This is a genomic window from Streptomyces sp. NBC_00989 (genome assembly GCF_045162655.1).
In the GTDB taxonomy this organism is placed as follows: Bacteria; Actinomycetota; Actinomycetes; order Streptomycetales; family Streptomycetaceae; genus Streptomyces.
Map to the genome: position 1 here is coordinate 10,874,776 of NZ_CP108728.1, position 22,379 is coordinate 10,897,154.

Annotated in this window: 23 protein-coding genes; 18 read left to right on the top strand and 5 right to left on the bottom strand. The window is 70.1% G+C overall.

Annotation, left to right across the window (positions count from 1 at the left end; genetic code table 11):
• Nucleotides 1–105: 105 nt before the first annotated feature.
• Entirely contained in the window at nt 106–516 is a 411-nt protein-coding gene (locus OG714_RS48985) for a cupin domain-containing protein (protein ID WP_406130967.1), read from the bottom strand.
• Nucleotides 517–750: 234 nt separating this feature from the next.
• Between OG714_RS48985 and OG714_RS48990 the strand changes: the two genes are divergently transcribed.
• From OG714_RS48990 to OG714_RS49045, 12 genes are all read left to right on the top strand, one after another.
• Entirely contained in the window at nt 751–1,323 is a 573-nt protein-coding gene (locus OG714_RS48990) for a carboxymuconolactone decarboxylase family protein (RefSeq protein ID WP_406132202.1), read from the top strand.
• Complete coding sequence (locus tag OG714_RS48995; RefSeq protein ID WP_406130968.1) at nt 1,320–2,822, top strand: sugar ABC transporter ATP-binding protein; 1,503 nt, start codon at nt 1,320–1,322, stop codon at nt 2,820–2,822. The genes OG714_RS48990 and OG714_RS48995 overlap by 4 nt, the downstream gene beginning before the upstream one ends.
• Nucleotides 2,819–3,832: an ABC transporter permease gene (locus OG714_RS49000; protein ID WP_406130969.1), complete on the top strand. Its 1,014-nt coding sequence runs from the start codon at nt 2,819–2,821 to the stop codon at nt 3,830–3,832. Before OG714_RS48995 ends, OG714_RS49000 begins: the two co-directional genes overlap by 4 nt.
• Before the next feature lie 38 nt (nt 3,833–3,870).
• Nucleotides 3,871–4,821, top strand: a complete 951-nt coding sequence (locus tag OG714_RS49005; RefSeq protein WP_406130970.1) for a sugar ABC transporter substrate-binding protein — start codon at nt 3,871–3,873, stop codon at nt 4,819–4,821.
• A 181-nt stretch (nt 4,822–5,002) separates the two neighbouring features.
• Entirely contained in the window at nt 5,003–5,914 is a 912-nt protein-coding gene (locus tag OG714_RS49010) for a LysR family transcriptional regulator (RefSeq protein WP_406132203.1), read from the top strand.
• A gap of 98 nt (nt 5,915–6,012) precedes the next feature.
• A complete protein-coding gene (locus OG714_RS49015; RefSeq protein WP_406130971.1) occupies nt 6,013–6,933 on the top strand; it encodes a VOC family protein in 921 nt (306 codons plus the stop codon).
• A gap of 32 nt (nt 6,934–6,965) precedes the next feature.
• The gene (locus OG714_RS49020) at nt 6,966–8,414 is read left to right on the top strand and encodes an NAD-dependent succinate-semialdehyde dehydrogenase (RefSeq protein WP_406130972.1); all 1,449 of its coding nucleotides are present in this window, start codon (nt 6,966–6,968) and stop codon (nt 8,412–8,414) included.
• Between the two features lie 6 nt (nt 8,415–8,420).
• Nucleotides 8,421–9,191: a fumarylacetoacetate hydrolase family protein gene (locus OG714_RS49025; protein WP_406130973.1), complete on the top strand. Its 771-nt coding sequence runs from the start codon at nt 8,421–8,423 to the stop codon at nt 9,189–9,191.
• The gene (locus tag OG714_RS49030; RefSeq protein WP_043663869.1) at nt 9,188–9,559 is read left to right on the top strand and encodes a VOC family protein; all 372 of its coding nucleotides are present in this window, start codon (nt 9,188–9,190) and stop codon (nt 9,557–9,559) included. The genes OG714_RS49025 and OG714_RS49030 overlap by 4 nt, the downstream gene beginning before the upstream one ends.
• Nucleotides 9,560–9,585: 26 nt before the next feature.
• The gene (locus OG714_RS49035; RefSeq protein WP_406130974.1) at nt 9,586–10,389 is read left to right on the top strand and encodes an alpha/beta fold hydrolase; all 804 of its coding nucleotides are present in this window, start codon (nt 9,586–9,588) and stop codon (nt 10,387–10,389) included.
• Nucleotides 10,386–10,862 (top strand): heme-binding protein, encoded by a 477-nt coding sequence (locus tag OG714_RS49040; protein WP_406130975.1) that lies wholly within the window; start codon nt 10,386–10,388, stop codon nt 10,860–10,862. Before OG714_RS49035 ends, OG714_RS49040 begins: the two co-directional genes overlap by 4 nt.
• A 3-nt stretch (nt 10,863–10,865) precedes the next feature.
• A complete protein-coding gene (locus tag OG714_RS49045; RefSeq protein ID WP_406130976.1) occupies nt 10,866–11,894 on the top strand; it encodes a methionine synthase II (cobalamin-independent)-like protein in 1,029 nt (342 codons plus the stop codon).
• Between the two features lie 54 nt (nt 11,895–11,948).
• Here the strand turns inward: OG714_RS49045 and OG714_RS49050 are convergent, their stop codons facing one another.
• Nucleotides 11,949–12,236, bottom strand: coding sequence for a putative quinol monooxygenase (locus OG714_RS49050; protein WP_406130977.1), 288 nt, complete (start codon nt 12,234–12,236; stop codon nt 11,949–11,951).
• A gap of 234 nt (nt 12,237–12,470) precedes the next feature.
• Here OG714_RS49050 and OG714_RS49055 point away from each other — a divergent pair, with 234 nt between their 5' ends.
• The 5 genes from OG714_RS49055 (at nt 12,471) to OG714_RS49075 (ending at nt 18,981) form a co-directional block, all read left to right on the top strand.
• Nucleotides 12,471–13,919, top strand: coding sequence for an aldehyde dehydrogenase family protein (locus tag OG714_RS49055; protein WP_406130978.1), 1,449 nt, complete (start codon nt 12,471–12,473; stop codon nt 13,917–13,919).
• 47 nt (nt 13,920–13,966) lie between these two features.
• Complete coding sequence (gene lhgO, locus OG714_RS49060) at nt 13,967–15,175, top strand: L-2-hydroxyglutarate oxidase (protein ID WP_406130979.1); 1,209 nt, start codon at nt 13,967–13,969, stop codon at nt 15,173–15,175.
• Nucleotides 15,176–15,296: 121 nt separating this feature from the next.
• Nucleotides 15,297–16,157, top strand: a complete 861-nt coding sequence (locus tag OG714_RS49065) for an amidohydrolase family protein (RefSeq protein WP_406130980.1) — start codon at nt 15,297–15,299, stop codon at nt 16,155–16,157.
• Between the two features lie 13 nt (nt 16,158–16,170).
• Nucleotides 16,171–17,880: a thiamine pyrophosphate-dependent enzyme gene (locus OG714_RS49070; RefSeq protein ID WP_406130981.1), complete on the top strand. Its 1,710-nt coding sequence runs from the start codon at nt 16,171–16,173 to the stop codon at nt 17,878–17,880.
• Between the two features lie 21 nt (nt 17,881–17,901).
• The gene (locus OG714_RS49075) at nt 17,902–18,981 is read left to right on the top strand and encodes an Ldh family oxidoreductase (protein WP_406130982.1); all 1,080 of its coding nucleotides are present in this window, start codon (nt 17,902–17,904) and stop codon (nt 18,979–18,981) included.
• 66 nt (nt 18,982–19,047) lie between these two features.
• Here OG714_RS49075 and OG714_RS49080 read toward each other — a convergent pair whose 3' ends face one another.
• From OG714_RS49080 to OG714_RS49090, 3 genes are all read right to left on the bottom strand, one after another.
• Entirely contained in the window at nt 19,048–19,983 is a 936-nt protein-coding gene (locus OG714_RS49080) for an alpha/beta hydrolase fold domain-containing protein (protein ID WP_406130983.1), read from the bottom strand.
• Nucleotides 19,984–20,206: 223 nt separating this feature from the next.
• Nucleotides 20,207–21,211 (bottom strand): M56 family metallopeptidase, encoded by a 1,005-nt coding sequence (locus OG714_RS49085; protein WP_406130984.1) that lies wholly within the window; start codon nt 21,209–21,211, stop codon nt 20,207–20,209.
• A gap of 4 nt (nt 21,212–21,215) precedes the next feature.
• Complete coding sequence (locus OG714_RS49090) at nt 21,216–21,641, bottom strand: BlaI/MecI/CopY family transcriptional regulator (RefSeq protein WP_406132204.1); 426 nt, start codon at nt 21,639–21,641, stop codon at nt 21,216–21,218.
• Nucleotides 21,642–21,853: 212 nt separating this feature from the next.
• Between OG714_RS49090 and OG714_RS49095 the strand changes: the two genes are divergently transcribed.
• A complete protein-coding gene (locus tag OG714_RS49095; protein WP_406130985.1) occupies nt 21,854–22,375 on the top strand; it encodes a MarR family winged helix-turn-helix transcriptional regulator in 522 nt (173 codons plus the stop codon).
• Nucleotides 22,376–22,379 lie beyond the last annotated feature (4 nt).

Below are 22,379 nucleotides of genomic sequence, written 5' to 3' on the forward strand. Positions count from 1 at the left end.
CGGCCACCGCGGGGGACGCGGGGGCCGGCGTCGGTCCGTCCGGACACGAAGAAGCGCCTGCCGCCCAAGTGGGCGCAGGCGCTGACCGGTTGACGAGCCTGTCGCTCAGTCCTTGCCCATCTGGTCCTCCGCCGACAGGTGTTCCACCGTCTTGCCCGTTTCGGTGAACGTCCGGGTGACGTACCCCGACGAGTACACCCACAGGATGCGCAGCGGGGTGTCGCCGATGTTCCGGAACAGGTGGGGGATCGGCGAGGGCACGTACGTGGTGTCGTACCGCTCCAGCTTGGTCACCTCACCGTCGACCACCACCTCCGCCCGGCCCTCCAGGATCGTCACGTGCTCGTCGCAGTTGTGCGAGTGCAACGGCGCACCGGAGCCCACCGGATACACGCTCATCCCGCTGGTGATCCGGTTCTCCCCGCCCGCCGACGGCGTCGTGACGAGAGGTGTCGTGACGACGGCACCGCCCCGGTCGAGCACGGGCACGGACGCGACCTTGATGATCGTGGTCATCCGGAGTTCCTTTCCGCTTACACGCTTCTGCGTCGCATGACGTTAGGCGCCTCGCGCGTGAATGGGTGCCCTCTGGCGTGCAGCTTTACCTTGCATTTCCAGAGGGGTGAGGTTCCCGGACCCGGCTGTAGCGTCGGCACGCATCGCACGGATTCACGAACCGTGCACGTAACGCGCCGGAAAGAAAAGGCAGGTACAGGCCCCATGAGGCTCCCCGTTCTCACCGAAGAGGAAATGGACCCGCGCCAGCGGGAACTGGCCGCCCGCATCGCCGGCCGGCGCGGCGCGGTCCGCGGACCCTTCCGGGTCTGGCTGCACAGCCCGGAGATGTGCGAACGGGCCGAATCCCTCGGCGCCTTCGCCCGCTTCGACTCCAGCCTCCCCAAGCACCTGAGCGAACTCACCCTGCTGATGGCCGCCCGCAACTGGGACGCCCAGTACTCCTGGAACGCCCATGTGCACCAGGCGATCGAGGCAGGCATTCCGGAGGCCGCCGTCAAGGCGATCGCCGAGAAGCGCGAGGCCGTCTTCGACAACGAGGCGGACCAGGCCTTCTACCGGTTCTGCCGCGAGATCCTCGACGAACACTTCGTCACCGACGAGACCTTCGCCGCCGCACTGGCGCACTTCGGCTCCAAGGGCCTGGTCGACACCATCGGCGCACTCGGCAACTTCACCATGCTCGGCATGTGCCTGAACACCTTCCAGGTGGACCTCCAGGCCGACAAGGAACCCCCGTTCCCGGACATCCGCGGCTACGGCCGCGTCGCCCCGGACGGCTCCGACGGCACCGAGCCACGCCCGTGACAACCCCGGGGGGAGACGCGGTACTTCGCGTCCGGGGGGTCACCAAGAGCTTCGGTGGCGCGGCCGCCCTCAAGGGCGTGGACCTCGACCTGTACCCGGGCGAGGTCCACGCGCTGATGGGCATGAACGGGGCCGGCAAGTCGACGCTGGTACAGGTCCTTTCCGGGGTCCATCAGTCCGACGCCGGCACCGTCGAGGTCAACGGGCAGGCACAGCACGGACTTACGGTGCGCAAGGCGCGCCGGCTCGGCATCGCGTCGGTGCCCCAGCGCCGGGAGCTGGCGATGGGACTCACCGTCGCCGAGAACGTGATGCTGGGCGACCTGCCGACCCGCGGCGGCGCCGTGCGCTGGAAGGCGGTCAACTCCGAGGCCCGCAAGGCACTTGAAGCCCTCGGTATCGACATCGACGTGACACGGACCGCGGGTTCGCTCACCGTCGCCGAGCAGACCATGGTCGAGGTGGCCCGCGAGGTCCGCCGCGGCGGCCGCATCCTCGTCCTCGACGAACCGACCGCCTGTCTGAGCGCCGAAGCGGCCCACCAGATAAGGGAGTTGGTCCGCACCCTGCGCGACGAGGGCGTGGCCGTCGTCTACATCTCGCACTACATCGACGAGGTGCTGGCCGTCGCCGACCGGGTCACCGTCCTGCGCGACGGAGCGGTCGTACGCAGCGCGCCGGCCGCCGAGTTCGACGCCGCCGGCCTCGTGCGCAGCATGGTCGGCCGCGACGTCGTGTCGCAGCGGTCCCAACGGCCCGCCCCCAAGGACGAGATCGGCCTCACGGTGCGCGGTCTCACCGACGGGCGAGCCGTACGGGACTTCACCGTGGACGTGCACAAGGGCGAGATCGTCGCCGTGCTCGGACCCGCCGGGGATGCGCAGTCACGCCTCTTCGACCTGCTCTCCGGGCGCCGTCGCCCCGACACCGGCCACCTCGCCGTGGACGGAACTCCGGTGCCCTTCGGGCGAGTTCACGCGTCCCTCTCCAGTGGCCTTCGCTGTGTCACCGGCGACCGCCGTGCCCTCGGCCTCGTCCCGGAGCTGTCCCTGGACGAGAACCTGATGCTGGCCCGCGACCGCTTCGCCCGCCGCCGTACGCACCGACGGGCCCAACTCGCCCGCCGGGCCGCCCCGTTGCGCCGCGGCTACGGCGTGGTCGCACTCGCCGGGAACCCGCCGGTGGGCGCGCTGTCCGGGGGCAACCAGCAGAAGGTGCTGCTCGCCAAGTGGCTTCAGACCGACCCGGTCGCCTGCTTCCTGGAGGACCCCACCAACGGGGTCGACATCGCCGCCATGGCCGACATCCACGCCCTCGTCGACGACCTAGCCTCGCGCGGTGTCGCCGTACTGCTCGCCTCCTCGTCCGCCGAGGAGGTCATGCGCCTCGCCGACCGGGTCGTCGTCGTCAGCGCCGGCCGGACGGTCGCCGAGCACGACATCGACGCCATCACCCACGACGAACTCGTCGCCACCGCTCTCGGAGGTCAACCGCAGTGAGCGTCAAGACACTTCCCGACGCCCCCGGCGTCTCGGACCCGGCCGGGAAGGCGCGCCCCCGCTTCTCGCCGGCCGCCCTGCGCGGCGCCCCGCACACCGGCCTGACAGCCGTCCTGATCATCGTGATCGTGGCCACCTCGCTGCGGACCGACTCGTTCGCCACCGACACGAACGTCATCAACATCCTGCGCCAGGTGAGCGTCGTCGCCGTGATCGCGGCCGGTCTCACGCTGCTGATGACCGCGGGCGGCATGGACTTCTCGATGGGCAGCAACGTCGCGGTGACGACCGCGGTCGGGGCGCAGTTGCTGGCCCACGGCCACTCCACCCCGTTCACCGTCGTCGTCTCGCTGGTGCTGGCCACACTGATCGGCCTGGTCAACGGCGTGGTCGTGACGTTCACCGACGTGGCGCCGTTCGTCGCGACCCTGGCCACGGCGACCCTGCTCGACGGCGTCGCCCTCCTCGTGCTCGACAGCGTCAGCGTCTCCATCGGCACCAAGATGTTCGCCCTCGGCAACAACAAGATCCTCGGGGTGCCCTACCTGCTGGTCGTGGCGATCCTCGTACTGGTGGCGACGGCCCTGGTCATGCGGTTCACCGTGTTCGGCCGCGACGCCTTCGCCATCGGCGGCAACGAGCACGTGGCCCGGCTCAGCGGCATCAACGTCACCGCCCGCAAGCTCTCGCTCTACGCCCTCACCGGCGCCCTGTCCGGCCTGGCGGGCCTGATGCTGCTGTCCCGGCTCAGCGGCAGCAGCCCCGGCACCGGCGGACTCTCGCTCCAGCTCCAGGCCGTCGCCGCCGTCGTCATCGGCGGCACCGCCCTGGCCGGCGGCTACGGCACGGTCGTCGGCACCGCGCTCGGCGTGGTCCTCCTCGGCGTCGTCGCCAACGCGCTGAACCTGCTCCAGGTCTCCAGCAACTACCAGTCGGTCTCCGTCGGCGGCGTACTGCTCATCGCGGCCATCGCCAACGAGATGCACAAGGCACGTTCCGCACGCCATTGACCGGCTCCACCCACTCCCTCCTTGAATGGCGGTTCACCATGAGAATTTCGGTCCGTTCCCGCAGAGCCATGTTCGCCGCGTTCGCCGGCACCACTCTCGTACTGAGCGGTTGCGGCACCAGTGACGACAGCGGGAGTTCCGGCGATGTCACCCTCGGGTTCGTCAACGGCGGTGACACCGAGTTCCACAGCTGTCTCCAGAAAGCGGTCGAGCAGGAGGCGAAGACGGAGAACGCCAAGGTCTTCACCGCCAACTCGCACCAGAATTCCACCACCGAGCTGTCCAACATCGAGGACATGACCTCGCGCAACGTGAGCGCGCTGATCGTGCAGACGGTCAACGTGGACGCGCTGAAGGGCGACATCGCCAAGGCGAAGGCCGCGAACATCCCGATCTATCTGACCTCCGTGGCCACCAGCGACGTCGACGACATCCTCGGCGCGGCCGTCGTCGACCTGGGGAAGCTCGGTGCCCTGGACGCGGGCTGGATCGCGCAGGACGCGGGTGGCAAGAGCGTCCAGGTCGGCGTCATCGCGGGCGCGCCCGGCGCGGCCTCCGACCTGATGGTGGGCGGTTTCACCAAGGCGCTGCCCAGCACCGCGAAGGTGGTCGCGAACCAGCCCGGCATGTTCAACCCCGTGAAGGCACAGGACGTCGCCGAGAACATGATCCAGGCCCACCCCGACCTTCAGTACGCGTTCGTCGCCTCCGAGGACATGGCGCTGGCCGCCCGCAAGGCGTTCGACGCGGCCGGCAGGAAGGACGTGAAGATCGTGACCGCCAACGGCACGGACGAGGGCCTGGCCGCCGTCAAGGACGGCCGCCTCTCCGCCACCGTGGCCAACTCGGCCATGGCGATCGGACAGACCGCGGTCAAGAACGCGGTCGGTCTGCTGGCCGAGAAAAAGGTTGACAAAATTGCCAACATTCCTCTTTTGTTGGTGACCAAGGACAACCTGAGCAAGGCCCCCCAGTACTGCCCGAAGTAGACGGAGTCCGGTGCCGGGTGCGACACCTGTCTCATTGTTGACCGAGCCGCCTGTCCGCCACATCGCCGGAATGTCCCAGTGGAGCCGCTACCAGGACATCCCGGCCAAGGCCGGACCCATCAGTACGACCGGCACCGCCGCCGGGGCCCACCCCCGGCATGCGTGGGCCTCCGGAGGAATCATGGATCGACTGCTCCTCATGCACAGCTTCGTCACCGTCGCGCAGGCCGGGAGCTTCAGCGGCGCGGCGAAGAAGCTGGGCTCGTCGGGCTCGCTGGTGTCGCGGCACGTCGCCGAACTGGAGCGGCAGGTGGGCGTCCGCCTCGTCAACCGCACCGCCCGCTCGGTCAGCCTCACCGAACCGGGGCTCAAGTACGCCGAGTTCGCGGCCCGCATCCTCGACGAGATCGAAGCCGAGGACGCTGTCATCTCGCACCTCCACGACCGCGCCGAGGGCACCCTGAGCATCATCTGCCCCAAGTGGATAGGCAGCCTGGACCTCGGAGACGCGATCGCCGCCTTCTCCGCCGCCCACCCCAAGATCCACGTCCGCTTCGAGCTCGGCGGCATGTCGGACCGTACGTACGACTTCCTGGACAGCGGCTTCGACGTCGCCTTCCACACCCGCGACCTGCGCGACTCCAGCGTCCGCCTGAAGAAGATCGCCTCGCTGCCCTTCGTCCTGTGCGCCTCCGAGAAGTACCTGGAGCGTGGCGGCCCGCTCACCGAGCCCAACGGCCTGGCCCACCACGACTGCCTCGTCCACGTCAACGACCCGGTCTGGCGCATCGGCCACGGCCACGCCTCCACCCTGCACAAGATCCGCAACATCGCCTTCTCGTCCAACTCGTACATCGCCCTCCAGAAGGCCGCCGTCCACGGCCGGGGCATCGCCCTGCTGCCCCAGCGCCCGGCCTACGACGACCTGATGACCGGCGCCCTCCAGGTCCTGCTCCCCGAGCTCGTGGTCCCCGACCGCCCCCTGTTCGCGATCTACGGCCCCGGCCAGGCCACCCCGCGCAAGGTCAGCGTGTTCCTGGACTTCCTCGCCGAATGGTTCGCACAGAATCCCATTCCGGCCATCCGCTCGTAGCCGCAAGAAACGATTGCGAATTCAGACGAGCCCGGACCATTGAGGCCTTCACGCCCCGAAATCTAGGCTCGCCGGGCGACCCGCGAAACGAGGCATCCATGGGAATCCAGAGAATCGAATCCGTCACCTACGGGATCGACGACGTAGACGAATGTGTCCGTTTCTTCGGCGACTTCGGGCTGTTCCTGCTGGAGCGGACCGAGGAGCACGCGGTGTTCGAGACCCTCACCGGACAGACCCTCCACCTGGACACCGCGCCCGGCCCGCTGCTGCCGCCGCCGGTGGAGGCAGGGCCGACCATCCGCGAGGTGGTCTGGGGCGTCGACACCCCGGAGGAACTGGCCCGGCTGGTCGCCGCCGCGGGCCGCGACCGCGAGGTCCACGAGAGCGCCGACGGCGTCCACCACACCGTGGACGAGAGCGGCTTCGGCGTCGGACTCACCCTGGCCCGCCCGAAGGACGCGGACGTCACCCCGCGCCCCGCCAACGCGCTGGGCAACGTCGACCGCTGGAACACCGGGCTGGAACCCCTCACCCGGGCCTTCCCGCTGCGCATGTGCCATGTCGCGCTGAACATCCTCAAGGAGGGGCGCGAGGACGCCGTCGCGTTCTACACGGAGCGGCTCGGCTTCCGGCCCACCGACATCGTCGAACCGATGGGCGTGTTCATGCAGGCACCGGGCGACGACGACCAGCACACCATGCTGCTGTGCCACCGCCCCGACCGCGCCGGCGTCAACCACATCGCCTACGAGGTCCCCGGCTTCGACGACGTCATCGAGGGCGGCAACTTCATGATCGAGCGCGGCTGGCGGGAGGCCCGCAAGCTCGGCCGCCACACCGTCGGCTCGAACGTCTTCCGCTTCCTGCACGCCCCGTGCGGCGGCCGCGTCGAGTACGCGGCGGACATGGACCGCGTCGACGACACCTACGAGACCCGCGTCCACGAGACCACCCCGCCCCACCACATCTGGGCGCTGCGCTCCAACCGCGACCAGCAGGACGCCCCCGCCAACTGACTCTCCACCCCAGCCTGAGAGGGCACCCACTCATGACCTCCGACCACGGCTACCCCGCCGTCCGCATGTACATCGCGGGCGAGTGGTGCCAGGGCGGCACCGGACGGACCGCCCCGATCGTGAACCCGGCCACCGAGAAGGTGATCGGAGACGTACCCCTCGCCACCACCGCAGACCTCGACCGCGCCCTCGACGCGGCCACCGAGGGCTTCCGCACCTGGCGCGCCACCCCGATCGCCAAGCGCTCCGCGATCCTGCACGCCGCCGCCGACCTGATCACCGAACGCGCCCCCGACATCGGCCGGATCATGGCCCAGGAACAGGGCAAGCCCCTCCGTGAGGGCACCACCGAGGCCCTGCGCACCGCCGACACCCTGCGCTGGCACATCGAGGACGCCCGCCGCGCCTACGGCCGGATCATCCCGTCCGCACCCGGCACCGTCCTCACCGTCCGCCGCGAACCGGTCGGCCCCGTCGCCGCGTTCGTGCCCTGGAACTTCCCCGTCGGCGGCCCCAACCGCAAGCTCTCCTCGGCCCTGTCCGCCGGCTGCTCGATGGTCATCAAGGCCTCCGAGGAGACCCCGGGCACGGCCGCCGCACTCGTGGCCTGCTACGCCGACGCCGGACTCCCGGCCGGTGTCCTCAACCTCGTCTTCGGCGAACCGGCCGAGGTCTCCGCCCACTTGATCCCCTCGCCGCAGATCCGCCTGGTCGCCTTCACCGGCTCGGTCCCGGTCGGCAAGCTCCTCGCGGCCCAGGCCGGCGAGGTCATGAAGCCCACCCTGATGGAACTCGGCGGCCACGCCCCGGTCGTCGTCTGCGCCGACGCCGACCCGGTGAAGTCCGCTCGCAAGGCGGCGCAGGCGAAGTTCTTCAACGCCGGCCAGGTGTGCACCTCGCCGAGCCGCTTCTTCGTCCACGAGAGCATCGTCGAGGCATTCACCGCCGAGTTCGTGAAGGCCGCCCAGGAAGTCACCGTAGGAGACGGCCTCGACGCCGACACCACCATGGGCCCGCTCGCCAACGAGCGCCGGCTGCAAGCGATGGAGACCCTGGTCGCCGACGCCGTGGAACGCGGCGCCAAGGTGCTCACCGGCGGTCAACGCCTCGCGCGCGACGGCTACTTCTACGCCCCGACCGTGCTCGTCGACGTACCGGCGGACGCGCAGCTGATGCACGAGGAACCCTTCGGACCACTCGCCCCGATCGTGCCCTTCACCGACCTGGACGAGACCCTGGCCACCGCCAACTCCCTTCCCTACGGCCTCGCCGCCTACGGCTTCACCGAGTCCGCCGCCACCGCCGAGAAGCTCTCGGACACGCTGGAGGCCGGCATCCTCTCCATCAACCACTGCGGCGGCTCCGTCGCCGAGGCCCCCTCCGGCGGGGTCAAGGAGAGCGGTTACGGCAGGGAAGGCGGCCCCGAAGCCCTCGACGCCTACCTGATCACCAAGCGCGTCTCCCACCTGCTGGCGGGCTGAACCGCCATGAGGTACACCCGCGTTGGGGTCGGCGGCCGGGCGGTGTGGGGCCGCGTGGGGGAGGAGAACATCGAGCTGCTGTCCGAGTCCCCCCTCGACGGCGCCCCTTCGGTCCTCGGCACGGTACCGGTCGCCGACGCCCACTGGCTGCCCGTCGTGGTCCCGCCCGTCTTCTACGCCGTCGGCATGAACTACCCGCGCCACATCGCGCACGCCCGCGCCGAGACGCCCACCCGCCCCGAGGTCGGCTACCGGGCCAACAACGCGCTCACCGGCCACCGTTCACCCATCGTCAAGCCGGCCGAGGTCGAGGGCCGTTTCGAGGCCGAGCCGGAACTCGTCGCGGTCATAGGCCGCACCCTGAAGCACGCCTCCTACGACGAGGCGCGCAAGTCGGTCTTCGGCTGGACGATCGGCAACGACGTCAGCGCCCGCACCTGGCAGCACCAGGACCGCTCGTTCTGGCGCAGCAAGAACAGCGACACGTTCAAGCCGATGGGCCCCTGGATGGAGACCGACGTCGACGCCCTGGCGCAGACCACGACACTCCGCGTGAACGGGGAGGTCCGCGCCTCGTTCGCCACCGGCGACATGGTCTTCGACCCCTTTGACCACATCGTCGAACTCACCAAGCACATCACCATGCACCCGGGGGACGTGCTGTGGATGGGCGCCGAGTCCACCTGTCAACTCGAACCAGGGGACACCGTGGACATCGAGATCAGCGGCATCGGCGTCCTGTCCAACCCCGTACACAGCGAAGGGAATCCGTCATGAGCAGCGCACCCCGCTACATCCACCACGTCAACTTCCCCACCACCGACCCCGACCGGACCGCCGAGTGGTACACGAAGGTCTTCGGGATGAAGCGCATCATGCCCAAGTCCAACTCCCGTGTGGTGCTGATGACCCGCGGCAACTTCGACCTCCACTTCACGCCGGTCGAGGAGATGGAGCGCATGGCGCCCTATCACTTCGCCGTCGAGGTCGACGACTGGGACGAGTTCCTCGCGCACATCACGGACCTGGGCATCCGGCACACCCGGCCGATCGAACGGCCCGAGAACCAGTCGAAGTTCTGCTACATCCACGACCCCGACCACACCATGATCGAGCTCGTCTTCCACGGCCGCCGCCCCAACTGACCTCGCACGTACAGGAGTTCATCCCCATGCCCATCGCCGACTCCGACGGCACCTCCATCTACTACGAGCGCCACGGCAACGGTCCGGCGATCCTGTTCGTGCACGGCAGCGGCGGCCACCACGCCGCCTGGTGGCAGCAAGTCGCCGCGCTGCGCGAGGAGTTCACGGTCGTCACCGTGGACCTGCGCGGCTTCGGCAAGTCCGACGCACCCGCCGCTCCGAACTCGTCCAGGCCCGAGTTCGACGGCCAGGACTTCCCCGGTGACGTCGTCGCCGTACTGGACCAGGAGGACCTGACCGACGCCATGTTGGTCGGCCAGTCCATCGGTTCCGTCGCCGCCCTGCGCGCCGGACTGCTGCGGCCCGAGCGCGTCGGCTCCGTCGTCCTCGGCCACTCGCTGGGCGGCATCAGCCACCCCGAGCTGAAGGAGTTGGCCGCCGCCGACCGAGCCGAGGCCGTCAAACTGCCGGTCATCGACCGCCTGTTGACGAAAGGCTTCCAGCAGGAGCGGGCCGATCTCACCTTCCTCTTCCAGCAGATGGGCACGTTCAACGTCGCCAGGATGCAGGACCTGCGCAACCTCGACACCGACGGCCCGTCCCTCGACGACATCCAGAACTCCGGCGTCAAGGTCGCCTTCCTCGCCGGCGAGAAGGACGCGGTGCTCAGCGTGAAGACCGTGACCCGCGCCCACGAACTGCTGCCCGGCTCACACCTGGAGATCGTCCCGGACGCCCCGCACTCCATGTACTGGGAGACGCCCGCGAAGTACAACGCCGCCGTCGCCCACCTGCGCCGCACCCTCACCGCACCGAAGGAAGCAGCATGAGCAGCCTCACCCTGGACGCCGCCGAGGAGATCATCGACGCCGCCCACAAGCGCGCCCAGTCGATCGGGAAGGCGGTCAGCGTCGCGGTCGTGGACGCGGGCGGTTTCCCCATCGCCATCCGCCGCCCGGACGGCGCCCGCCCGCTCACCCCGGACATCGCCCGCGCCAAGGCGTACACGGCCGCCATCATGCAGCGCCCCGGCAAGATGCTGAAGAAGTGGCAGGAGAGCCAGCCCGTCTTCTTCGCCCAGCTCTCCCAACTCCCCGGCGCCGCCATGCCGATCATGGCCACCGAAGGCAGCCTCACCATCAAGAAGGACGGCGAGATCATCGGCGGCCTCGGCATAGCCGGCGGCACCGCCGACGAGGACCAGCAGATCGCCGAGGAGGTCCTCGCCTCCCTCGGCTACGAACTGGAGTTCGCCGCCTGGGGTGTCGCGGGCAAGCCGGCCTCGTCCGGAAAGGACGCATAACTCATGGCGGACACGTTCAACTACCGCATCGACCACCAGGGCAGCCTGGTCCGCCCCGCCGAGCTGACCGCCGCACGCGCAGCGGGCGACCCCGAGGCACTGAAGGTGGCGGAGCTTCAGGCCGTCAAGGACGCGGTCGTCTTCCAGCGCAAGCTGCGCTCCACCGTCGTCACCGACGGCGACCTCCCCCGAGAGGACTTCCGCGGCGCGGTCCTTGACGGAGTGTCAGGATTCCGGCGTACGGACGAGACGGACGCCGGCGGCCTCACCCGCTGGGTCGCGGAGTCCCTCCCCAAGGCCAACGGTCCACTGCTCGCGGACTGGGTCACGCGGCTCACCGAGTTGACGGTGATCGCCCCGAAGGCCTCGCTGCCCTCGCCCGCGTACCTCGCCGCCACCACCTACCAGCCCGGCCACGGCCCGTCCTCCGCGCGTGAGTTGGGGGAGGCGCTCGCGGAGATCGTCCTCGCCGAGATAGAGCTGCTGGTCTCCAGGGGCGTACGTCTGATCCAGCTCAACAACCCTCTCCTGCTCGGCCAGTTGGCCACCGACCCGGCCGACCCCGGCGCGCTCTCCTTCGAGGACGCCCTCGCCGTCGACGCCCTGGCGGTACGACTGGACGAGCGCCCCGAGGGCGTACGGATCGGTGTCGCCCCCGGCCCGGTCGCCCCGGCCGCGATCGACTGGGCCCGCGCCGAGCGGCTCTACGGCGCGATCGCCGCCGACCGCTGGATCCTGCCGTTCGACCAGGGCACTCCGGCCGAACTCGCCCTGGTCAAGGCGCTTCCGGAGGACCGGGACTTCTGCCTGGGCGTCGTCGACGCGACCGTGCCCGCACTGGAGGACATCGACGCGGTGATGGCCAGGCTCGACGCAGTGGGGGAGTTCAAGGACCTGGAGGACGGAGCCGTATCGCCGTCCCGGGGCTTCGCCGATGTGGCGAGCCGGCCGCTGCTGAGCGCCGAGCAACAGCGCCGGAAGATCGAACTGGTGGAGACGGTGGCACGGTACGTCTGGGGCAACGAGTTCTGACGCACGGGCCGGGAAGCGCGAGAGACGCGCTTCCCGGCGGGGGCTCAGGAAACCTCAGAGCACCTCGGCGAACGTCACCCCGCGATCGGTCAGCAGCGGCCAGATCGTCTCCACGATCAGCTCGTTGAAGTGCTCGGCCACCTTGTGCGCGTCGAAACCGGCCCGGTCGGCGTACTGCTCGTACAGCACGAAACTCCCCGGCACATCCGCCTCGGCGTGCACCTCGTACGCCAGGTTCGCCGGCTCGGCACGGGTGAGCTCGCGAACCTTCAGCAACGCGGCGCGCACCGTGGCCTCGTCGGCGGGCTCGCAGAAGTAGCGGGCGATGACTGCGTAGGCCATGTCTGATTCTCCTCAGCGGAAACTCGGCTCCCGGCGGCCGGAAACGTGCCGTCCGGTCCGGCGATTCCAGCACGGATCAACCCTCCGCCGACCTGCGCGCGGCGCAAGCAATGCCTGCCTGCGAGGGGCTGGTGGCACCGCCCCCACATGGTGTGTTGTCGCATCCGGCCCATTGCGGCCGCTGACTGTGCAGACCGCGGACCCGCACCGCGGCGGACGAAGGAAGTGATCTTCATGCGAAGCCTGGAAACCCTCTCCAGTGGAGAGTGGGTGACGACCGGCGAGTGGATCGAGGTGCACAACCCCGCCGACGTCCGCACCCCCCTCGCGCGCATCCCCGCCCTCGCCGCCAAGGACGTCACCCGCGCCTACGACCACGCCGAACGCGGCTTCGCCGTATGGAAGCGCACCAGCCCCTTCGAACGGGCCCGCGTCTTCACCGAGGCGGCCAGGCTGATCCGCGAACGCGTCGACGCGATCGCCGCCGACGTCACCGCCGAGAACGGCAAGACCGGTGCCGAGGCCCGCGGCGAGACCCTCAAGGCCGCCGACTTCCTCGACTACTACGCGGGCCTGGCCCGCCAGGGCTACGGCACCCTCCTGCACGACGCCCGCCCCGACACCCGGGTGCACACGCAGCGCGAGCCGATCGGCGTGATCCTCGTGATCAGCCCCTGGAACGACCCGCTGATCACGCCGGCCCGCAAGCTCGCCCCGCTGCTCGCCACCGGCAACGCGGCCGTGTTCAAGCCGGCCACCGAGACACCGTTGTCGGGCCTGCACTTCGCCCGCGCCCTGCACGACGCCGGCCTGCCCGCCGGTGTTCTCAACGTGGTCACGGGCCGCACCGCCGAGATCGAGGAGGCGCTCCTCGACGACCCACGCATCGTCGGCATCACCTTCACCGGCTCCAACGAGGTGGGCAACCGCATCCGCCGTCGCCTCGCCGACCGCAACGTCCGCTTCCAGGGCGAACTCGGCGGCAAGAACGCCTCGGTGGTTCTGGCGGACGCCGACCTGCCGTTCGCCGCGAAGACCGTCGTAGCCGCCTCCTTCGGCCAGGCCGGACAGCGCTGCACCGCCACCAGCCGTGTCGTCGTGGAGCGGCCGGTGTACGACGAGTTCACCCGGCTCCTGGTCGCCGAGGTCGAGGCGCTGAAGGTCGGCCCGGGCAGCGACCCGGCGACCACCCTGTGCCCGCTCTCCAGCCCCAGGCAGCGCGACAGCGTCCTCGCCCACCTCGCGGGGGCCGTGGAACAGGGTGCCACCGTCCTCACCGGCGGCAGCGCGGACACCGACGGCGACCACGCGCACGGCTGCTTCGTCCAGCCGACCGTCCTCGCCGACGTCACCGCCGAGACGGCGATCTGGCGCGAGGAGGTTTTTGGACCGGTCCTCGCCGTGCGCGCCGTGGACGACTTCACGCAGGCCGTCGACGCGGTCAACGACTCCGAATTCGGTCTCGCCGCCGCCGTGTTCACCCGCGACCTCGCCTCCGCGTACCGCTTCGCGGACGAGGCCGAGTGCGGGCAGATCGCGGTCAACGCCACCACCCCCGGCTGGGACGTCCACCTGCCTTTCGGCGGCTTCCACGACTCCGGCACCGGCTACAAGGAGCAGGGCGACGAGGTCCTGCGTTTCTCGACCCGGGTCAAGACCGTAGCCATCCACTTCGGCGTCTGACCAAATCGGTACGACAGAGATTCGGTACGACAGAGAGGAGGATGCCGATGGCTGACGAGACGATCGGCATCGTCGGCGCCGGCATCGTGGGCCTGGCCACCGCCCGCGAGATCGCCCTGCGCCGCCCCGGCACCCGGGTCGTGGTCCTGGAGAAGGAACACGAGGTCGCCGTCCACCAGACCGGCCACAACTCCGGTGTCGTACACGCCGGCATCTACTACGCGCCGGGCAGCCTCAAGGCCGACCTGTGCGTACGCGGCGTATCGATCCTGCGCGAGTACTGCCAGGACCGCGGGCTGCCGTACGACGAGATCGGCAAGCTCGTAGTGGCCGTACGCCAGGACGAGTTGGGCCGGATGGAGAGCCTCTACGAGCGGGCCAGGAACAACCACGTGCCCGAACTCCGCAAGATCTCCGAGGAGGAGATCAAGGAGCTGGAGCCGCATGCGGGCGGCATCGCGGCCCTGCACTCGCCGCGCACAGCGATCACCGACTACCCGGCGATCGCCCGGGAGTTCGCCAAGGACATCGAGGCTTCCGGCGGCGAGGTGAAGCTCGGTTTCCCGGTCACGTCCATCACCAACGTGCCCGGCGGCATGGAGGTCGCCTCGGGCCAAGTGCGCGTCCGTGTCGACCGGTTGATCCTCTGCACGGGCCTCCACTCCGACGCCGTGGCGAAGCTGGCGCAGGACAAGAGGGAACCGAAGATCATCCCGTTCCGGGGCGAGTACATGCTCCTCAAGCCGGACCGCACCCACCTGGTGCGCGGGCTCATCTACCCGGTGCCGGACCCCCGTTACCCCTTCCTCGGCGTGCACTTCACCCCGCGAGTCGACGGCAGCGTCGAGGTCGGCCCGAACGCCGTCCTGGCCCTGGCCCGGGAGGGCTACAGGCTCGGCCGCTTCTCCCTGAAGGACCTCGCCGGACTCGCCGCGTACTCCGGCACCTGGAAGATGGCCGCCCAGCACTGGCGGACCGGCATCAAGGAGTACCGCGGCTCCCTGTCCGCGACGGCCTTCATGAAGGACGCGAAGCTCTACGTCCCCGGTGTCGGCGTCTCCGACGTCGTACGCGGCGGGGCGGGCGTCCGCGCCCAGGCACTGGACCGCGACGGCACTCTCGTGGACGACTTCCGCATCCATCAGGTGGGCCGGATCACCGCTGTCCGCAACGCGCCCTCGCCGGCCGCCACAGCCTCCATGGCGATCGCCGAGCACATCGTCGGCGCCGTGTTCAGCGCCCCGTCCGCACACTGAGAATGCCCTGCGTACAGCGGTGTTTCGCGCAACTACTGCTTGCACTCCCAGGACTCGGCAAGGCCCTGTCGCCCGCCTAGCGTTCCTTCCGTAAAGACCTTCGAGAGAAAGAGCTCACGACATGTTCGTTGTCGACACGCAGATCCACATCTGGAAGGAAGAGACCCCGGACCGCCCCTGGGTCCCGGGCGCGCGGGAGCGCATCCGCCTCAACGGACACCGCGAGGACCCCTTCTCCTACGAAGAGGCCCTGGAGCTCATGGACGAGGCCGGCGTCAACCGGGCCCTGATCCTGCCGCCGTCCTGGGAGGGCGACCGTATCGACTACGCCCTGGAGGCCTGCGAGGCGCACCCGGACCGCTTCGGGATCATGGCGCGCATCCCGCAGAACAAGCCCGAAGAGGGCAAGGCGATGCTGGCGGACTTCGCGCAGAACCCGCATGTGAAGGGCACGCGCCTCACCTTCCACCGGCCGCAGGACCGCAACTGGATGATCGACGGCACCAACGACTGGTACTGGCCGATCGCCGAGGAGCTGCGCGTCCCGACGATGGTCCACGCGCCCATCTGGAAGCGGGAGTTGGGCGAGATCGCCGCCAAGCACCCCGAGCTGAAGATCATCATCGACCATATGGGCATCATGGCCCGCTGCGTCGACGACGCGATCGGCTACTGGGTCTCGGAGACCGCCGACCTGGCCGCCCACCCGAACATCTACGTGAAGCTCTCGGCGCTCCCGGGCTACTCCACGCAGCCGTTCCCGAACAACAACATCCAGAAGTACGTCCGCGAGATGGTCGACAAGATGGGCCCGCAGCGCTGCTTCTACGGCACCGACATCACCCGGCTGCTCGGCCACGGCATCACCTACACCGACACGATCGAGCAGTTCACCAAGCACTGGGACTTCACGCCCGAGGAGCTTGAATGGATCATGGGCCGCGGTATCTCCGAGGTCCTGAACTGGCCGATCGAGGCCTGAGGAAACACGAGAGATGACCGACTCCACCAACACCCCTGGCGCCGACGGCGGCGATGCTCTCGTTACCGCCTTCAACGCCGTCGGCGCCGACTACATCTTCTGTTCGTCGGGCTCCGAGTGGGCCCCCGTCTGGGAGTCACTGGCCCGCCGCCACCGCGACGGACTGCCCTGCCCGCAGTACCTGGACCTGACCCACGAGACCGTCGCCGTCGGCATGGCCACCGGCTACGGACTCGTCAAGCGCCGGCCGCAGGGCGTACTGCTGCACGCGGCCCCCGGTCTGCTCCAGGGTTCGATGGCCGTGCACGGGGCGCTGCTCGCGGGCGTCCCGATGGTGGTCAGCTCCTCCGAGTCGACCACGTACGGCGACGGCCCCGGCCAGGACCCGGGCGGCCAGTGGTACCGCAACCTGTCCATCGTCGGCGGCCCGCACCAGATCGCCCAGCCCTTCACCAAGTGGTCCAACGAGGCCGCCAGCGTCCACACCCTTCCTACGATGGTGACGCGGGCGGCGGAACTGGCGTGGCGCGCTCCGGCGGGACCGGCGTACCTCAACGTCCCGCTGGAGATCCTGCTGGAGGAGTGGGACGGTCGCGAGGCCAAGCCCGTCGTCGCGCCGGGCTCCACCCACAGCTCGCCCGAAGAGGTCGACCCCGTCGCCCAGTTGATCCGCGAGGCGACGAACCCCGTCATCGTCACGGAGACGGCGGGCCGTGAGGCGGGCGGTTTCGAGGCGCTCGTCGCGTTCGCCGAGGCGTGGAACATCCCGGTCGTCGAGCCCGACTCGGCGGTCTGCGGCAACTTCCCGCGCACCCACCCGCTGCACGCCGGCAGCGACATCGGCCCGTGGATGGACGAGGCGGACCTGATCCTCCTCGTCAACTGCCGTGCGCCCTTCTACCCGCCGTCGCGGCGCCCCTCCAAGGCGACGGTCGTCGTCATCGATGAGGTGCCGCAGCGTCCGCACGTCGTCTACCAAGTCCTGTTCGCCGACACGTACTTGGAAGGCAACGTCGCCAACACGCTGCGCCAGCTGGCCAAGCGGGCGAAGGACCTGGACGAGACGGCCGTGGCCCGGCGAAGGGCCGCCCAGGAGACTCGCTTCGCGGCCGAGCGGACGGCGATCACTCAGGCCGAGACGAAGGCCGAGGGCGCCGAGGGCATCGATCCGGTGCTCGTCGCCGCCACGCTGCGCAAGCTGCTCGACGGCAGGGACGGGATCGTCGTCGACGAGACCATCACCCACAGCCGCGTCGTCAAGCGCCACCTCCAAACCGCCGACCCCGACTCGTACTTCTACGTCCAGGGCGGCCTGGGACAGGGCATCGCGGTCGCCCTCGGCGTCAAACTCGCCGCCCAGGAACGCCCGGTGGTGCTCACCATCGGCGACGGCGCGTTCACGTACAACCCGGTGATCCCGTCGTACGACGCGTCCAACGCCTACGAACTCCCGCTGCTGATCGTGGTGTTCAACAACCGCGTCTACAAGTCGATGAACATGAACCACCGCAGGTTCTACCCCGAGGGCGCCGCCGCCGACACCGGTGAGTGGCTCGGCACCGATCTGCACCGGCTGCCCCGACTCGCCGCGTTCGCCGAGCCGTTCGGGATGCACACCGAGACGGTCGACGTACCCGAGGCTCTCGCGCCCGCGCTGGAGCGTGCGCTCAAGGCCGTGGCGGAGGGCACCACCGCCGTCGTCGACGTCCTCGTCACCCGCTGAACCAGGAAGGCACCCGCCACCATGTCCGACACCGCAACGCCCAAGCCGGGCAAGGTCCTTGTCGCCGCCGACGACCTGCGCACCTTCTCCGCCGCACTCCTGGAGAAGGGCGGCCTGAACGCCGAGCAGGCGCGCACCACCGCCGACGTGTTCGTGTGGGCCGCGCTGCGCGGCGTCGACTCGCACGGCATCGCCCGCGTCCCCGCCTACCTGGAGCTGCTGGCCAAGGGCGTGGCCAACGCCGACGCCGACATCACGATCGAGTCCAGCGCCCCGGCCGCGGCAGTCCTGGACGCCGACCGCGCTCCCGGTCCGGTGGCCCTCAGCGCCGCCGCCGACGAGGCGGTAACCCGGGCCAGGGTCAGTGGAGTTGCCGCCGTCGGGGTCCGCCGCACCGTCCACACCGGTGCCATCGGCTACTACGTGTCGAGGATCGCCGAGCAGGGACTCGTCGGCATCGGTTACGTCGCCGGGATGCCCAACATGGGCTACACCGGCGTCAAGGGCGCCGCCGTGGCGACCAGCCCGCTCGCCATCGCCGTACCGGCCGCGTCGCATGCCCCGCTGTTGCTCGACATGGCCACCGCGACCATCGCCCTGGGGAAGATCCGTCAGGCGAAGGCCGCCGGTACCCCGCTGCCCGAGGGCGCGGCGGCCACCGCGGACGGCACCCCGACCACCGACCCCGAACTTGCCGTCATGCCACTGCCGTTGGGCGGGGCGAAGGGTTCCGGCATGTCCCTCGCGTTCGAGCTGCTCACCAGTGTGCTGGTCGGTGCGCCGATCTTCGCCGCGTTCCACTCGGACGACCCCCAGGGCCGCAAGCACCGCCAGAACGCCCTGCTCATCGCCCTCGACCCGGCGGCCTTCGGCGACCCGGCCGCCTTCCCCGAGGCGGTCGACGCAACGCTGGCCACCCTCAAGCAACTGCCGCCCGCGGACGGCGCGGAGGGCGTCTACTACCCCGGCGAGCGCAGCGCGACGGTCGCCGAGAGCCGTGGTGCGAAGGGCATCCCCGTCGCGCCCAAGGTCTGGCGTGAACTGACCGAGGCGGCCGGGAAGTTCGGCCTCACCCTGCCGGATCCGGTGCCCTCGGCGTGACCCGGCGGCACTTCGCCGACCGTCCGAGAGGGATGGTCGGCGAAGTGCGTTGTCGGGGAGGGGAATTCAGGCGGTGCCGACGGCTTCCCGTACCTGACGGGCGATCAGGGCATAGGAGTTCAGGGCCTGTTCGTCGTCCTTGCCGTCGTAGCCGTGGTCGGCACCGGCGACGTCCACGTGCCCGACCAGGGCCCCTGCTGTCCGCAGCCGGTCGGCGTAGGCGACGCCCTCCGCCTTGAGCAGGTCGTACTCGGCCGTGACGACCAGGGCCGGGGCGATGCCCTTCAGGTCCGCGGTGTCCGACGGATGCGCGGGCGACACCAGCCGGTCGGCACGCACCTTCGGATCCGGGACGTACGACGTGTCGAAGACCTCCGCCATCCAGGGCCGCAACACGGGCTTGGCGATGGCCGAGTGCTTGTCCTTGGCGCTGGTCGCCAGGTCCAGCGGCGGATAGTGCAGCACCTGGAGGGCGATCGAGGGCCCGCCCTCCTCCAGCGCCTGCCGGGCCACCGCCGCCGCGAGTCCGCCTCCGGCACTCTGCCCGCCCACCGTGAGCCGATCTCCGTCCCAGCCCTGCTTGGCTCCGTGCTCCGCGATCCACCGGACCACCTCGAAGGCCTGCCGGGGCGGCGCGGGGAACGGGTGCTGCGGCGCGACGACGTAGTCGACGTTGACCACCACGACGCCTGCCTCCGCGGCGAGGAAACGGCACAGCGGGTCGTCCAGTTCGGTCAGCGGCACGACATAGCCGCCGCCGTGGAAGTTCACGTGCACCGGCGGAGGCGGCCCCTCGCCGGCCGGCAGGTACACCGTGGCCCGCGCCGGGGCGATGCTCGTCGGGATCGTCAACTCCCGTGTCCGGCGCGGAAATTCAGGAAGCCGCTGATGCGAGGAGGCGGCGGAACCACGCCCGCTCGGGCGCCGGTCGGCCATCACGGACAGACGCTGCAGGGACTTGGCGGCGAAGGCGGCCACCGCCGGCCGGGCCAGAACAGACATGCCGCTCCATTCGTGGAGTGAGCGCGACAGGGATCTCGGTCCGATCGCCGAGGATGGATCAACAGGATTCCTGGCGATGAGTAGGGCGACGATAACACGGGTGCATTGCGGGTCGATGGTGCGATCGGCGCTGTTCAGGGGTGGCGGGGGAGCGGCGAGAGGGGTGATTGGCGCAGAGGCGGCCGTCCAGCGCCGACGACGCTGTGACGGCGCCCCCCGGTGGTCAGCGGTGTGGGGTGGACCGGTCCAGTTGTCCGTGTTCACAGGGCGCCTCGCGCTGCGGGCCCGTCGGTGCCGAAACGGCCCGCGCGTGCGTCGTCACGCACACCGCACGCTGTGCGGTCTCGATCATGTCCTCGCTGTCGGTCGCGGCGTCGGCCAGGCTCGCGCAGCACACGACGAGCAGGGCGGCGCCCGCGACGAACGGCAGGGCCCGGCGCGGGGGAGGAGGCGCGAGCAGCGCCCGCACCCGCTGCGGCACCGCTCCGCCGGTCGCGGCCAGCGCCGGGCGGGAACGGTTCGCCGAGGTGGCGAGCGCGGCCCGGCCCACGGCATGCGCGACGACCGTACGATCGCCGACGCGCACCGCGGCCTCCTCGTCGGCCCAGCGCTCCAGGACGAAGCCGCCCGCGTGGGACAGTGGTCGTAGCAGCGGATTCACGGCGGCGGAGAGCCGCCAGAGGGTCTGGAAGAGATGGTGCCGGCCGCGCAGATGCGCCCGCTCGTGCGCGAGCAGCGCCTCACGCTCACCGTTGCTCAGGCAGCGCAGCATCCCTCGCGACACCACGATCCGCCCGGGCGACCCCGGAAGCGCGAACGCCTCCGGCGACTCCATGTCCAGAACGGCCAACTCCGTGTCGCCGGGCAGTAGTCGGCACTCGCGGCGGGCCCAGCGCAGATGCCGTAGCTGACGTACGGCGGCGACGGCGAGGCCCGTGACGGACGCGAGGAGGGCGAGTGCGGCGGCGCCGGCGACCGTGAGGTAGACCGGGTCGGAGGCACGCACGGCCGCGACCGACCACCGGCCCTCCTCGGCGACCTCGGGGATCTGCACCAGCCCCGCGAAGGCCAGCAACGCGAGCGAACCCAGCCAGCCCAGCGACGCCACCAGCGCGGCCGAGGCCAGCGACCAGGCGGCCGGGCGCGGCGCCAGTCGGCGGGCGGCGCGGGGCGCGAACACCGCGAGGATCATGGCGATCAGGAGGGGAACGTACACGCTGATCAGCACCGGCTCACGGTCCTTCGTCTGCGCGGCCGGTGTGGCGCGGCCGGTCGTGACCGGAGAGCAGCCGCTGCAACAACTGCTCGTCCTGCGCGGAGAGTTCGGAGACGAAGCGGGTGAGCACCGCCTCGCGGTCGGAGCCGTGCTCCAGCAATGAGCGCATCCGCTCCGCGGTGTGGGTCGCCTCGTCCCGGGCGGGCGCGTACGCGTAGCCGCGGCCCGCGCGGTGCCGGACGAGCATCCCCTTGTCGTGCAGGCGCGACAGGATCGTCAGTACGGTCGTGTACGCGAGGCCACCCGGCAGCCGGTCCCTGACCTGGCGCGCGGTCTGAGGTTCGCCGGCCCCGTAGAGGGCGGCGAGAACCCCGCTCTCCAGCTCGCCGCGCGCCCGCCTGCCGGACCTCGGCCCGGGCTCGTCGTTCTTCCGGTCCTGCACTGTTCGCCCCACTGCCCTTCCCTGCTCGACGTCACAGCCTACCCGCGGATCTACTACGGCCTGTAGGAAGTGCGAAGGGGGTCTTGTGGCGGAGTCGGGAGTGGGGGCGGCCGAGCCGCTGAACGCCCGGGAAGTACTCTCTGCGCAGTAGGCCCGCGAAACGAACGCAGTAACTTACTTGAGTTACGCAACAATATGGTAAAGTGGGGCCCATGCCCACACCACCGATCCCCGAAGCCCCCGCCTCCCCGGAGGTGACCGAGATCGAGCGAGCCCTCACTCGGATCACCTACCTGAGCACGCGCGCCCGCCAGCACGACCGGCTGATGGCCCTCGCAGGTGTACCGCTGGACCGCGCGGCGGTGGCGTTGCTGCGGCAGGTCGCCGACTCCGACCCGCTGCGCCCGGGTGAGCTGGCCCATCGCCTCGGAGTCGAGGCCTCGCACGTGACGCGGACGGTGCAGCAGCTCCAGAAGTCCGGCTACGTCACCCGCGTGCCCGACCCCGACGACCGCCGGGCCCAGCGGATCGAGCTGACCGAGGCCGGCCGGAAGGCCGTCGGCAGTGTCCGGGACGCCGGTGCGCGCGGCATGCAGATGGCCCTCTCGGAGTGGTCGACGGACGAACTCCAGCAACTGGCAACGCTGTTCCACCGTATGGTCGACGACTTCCTGAAGCACGCGATCGACGAGGACGGCGAGCCCGCGGTCGTGGTGCCGGCCGGCACCGTCTGAGTCC

Bases quoted from the DNA above. Each gene is read 5' to 3' on its own strand.
- OG714_RS49015 (WP_406130971.1), top strand. From the start codon at position 6,013: ATGGGAATCCAGAGAATCGAATCCGTCACCTACGGGATCGACGACGTA.
- OG714_RS49045 (WP_406130976.1), top strand. From the start codon at position 10,866: ATGGCGGACACGTTCAACTACCGCATCGACCACCAGGGCAGCCTGGTC.
- OG714_RS49005 (WP_406130970.1), top strand. From the start codon at position 3,871: ATGAGAATTTCGGTCCGTTCCCGCAGAGCCATGTTCGCCGCGTTCGCC.
- OG714_RS49080 (WP_406130983.1), bottom strand. From the start codon at position 19,983: ATGTCTGTTCTGGCCCGGCCGGCGGTGGCCGCCTTCGCCGCCAAGTCC.
- OG714_RS49095 (WP_406130985.1), top strand. From the start codon at position 21,854: ATGCCCACACCACCGATCCCCGAAGCCCCCGCCTCCCCGGAGGTGACC.
- lhgO (WP_406130979.1), top strand. From the start codon at position 13,967: ATGGCTGACGAGACGATCGGCATCGTCGGCGCCGGCATCGTGGGCCTG.
- OG714_RS49025 (WP_406130973.1), top strand. From the start codon at position 8,421: ATGAGGTACACCCGCGTTGGGGTCGGCGGCCGGGCGGTGTGGGGCCGC.
- OG714_RS49010 (WP_406132203.1), top strand. From the start codon at position 5,003: ATGGATCGACTGCTCCTCATGCACAGCTTCGTCACCGTCGCGCAGGCC.
- OG714_RS49075 (WP_406130982.1), top strand. From the start codon at position 17,902: ATGTCCGACACCGCAACGCCCAAGCCGGGCAAGGTCCTTGTCGCCGCC.
- OG714_RS49040 (WP_406130975.1), top strand. From the start codon at position 10,386: ATGAGCAGCCTCACCCTGGACGCCGCCGAGGAGATCATCGACGCCGCC.
- OG714_RS49020 (WP_406130972.1), top strand. From the start codon at position 6,966: ATGACCTCCGACCACGGCTACCCCGCCGTCCGCATGTACATCGCGGGC.
- OG714_RS48990 (WP_406132202.1), top strand. From the start codon at position 751: ATGGACCCGCGCCAGCGGGAACTGGCCGCCCGCATCGCCGGCCGGCGC.
- OG714_RS49055 (WP_406130978.1), top strand. From the start codon at position 12,471: ATGCGAAGCCTGGAAACCCTCTCCAGTGGAGAGTGGGTGACGACCGGC.
- OG714_RS49065 (WP_406130980.1), top strand. From the start codon at position 15,297: ATGTTCGTTGTCGACACGCAGATCCACATCTGGAAGGAAGAGACCCCG.
- OG714_RS49070 (WP_406130981.1), top strand. From the start codon at position 16,171: ATGACCGACTCCACCAACACCCCTGGCGCCGACGGCGGCGATGCTCTC.
- OG714_RS49030 (WP_043663869.1), top strand. From the start codon at position 9,188: ATGAGCAGCGCACCCCGCTACATCCACCACGTCAACTTCCCCACCACC.
- OG714_RS49050 (WP_406130977.1), bottom strand. From the start codon at position 12,236: ATGGCCTACGCAGTCATCGCCCGCTACTTCTGCGAGCCCGCCGACGAG.
- OG714_RS49035 (WP_406130974.1), top strand. From the start codon at position 9,586: ATGCCCATCGCCGACTCCGACGGCACCTCCATCTACTACGAGCGCCAC.
- OG714_RS48985 (WP_406130967.1), bottom strand. From the start codon at position 516: ATGACCACGATCATCAAGGTCGCGTCCGTGCCCGTGCTCGACCGGGGC.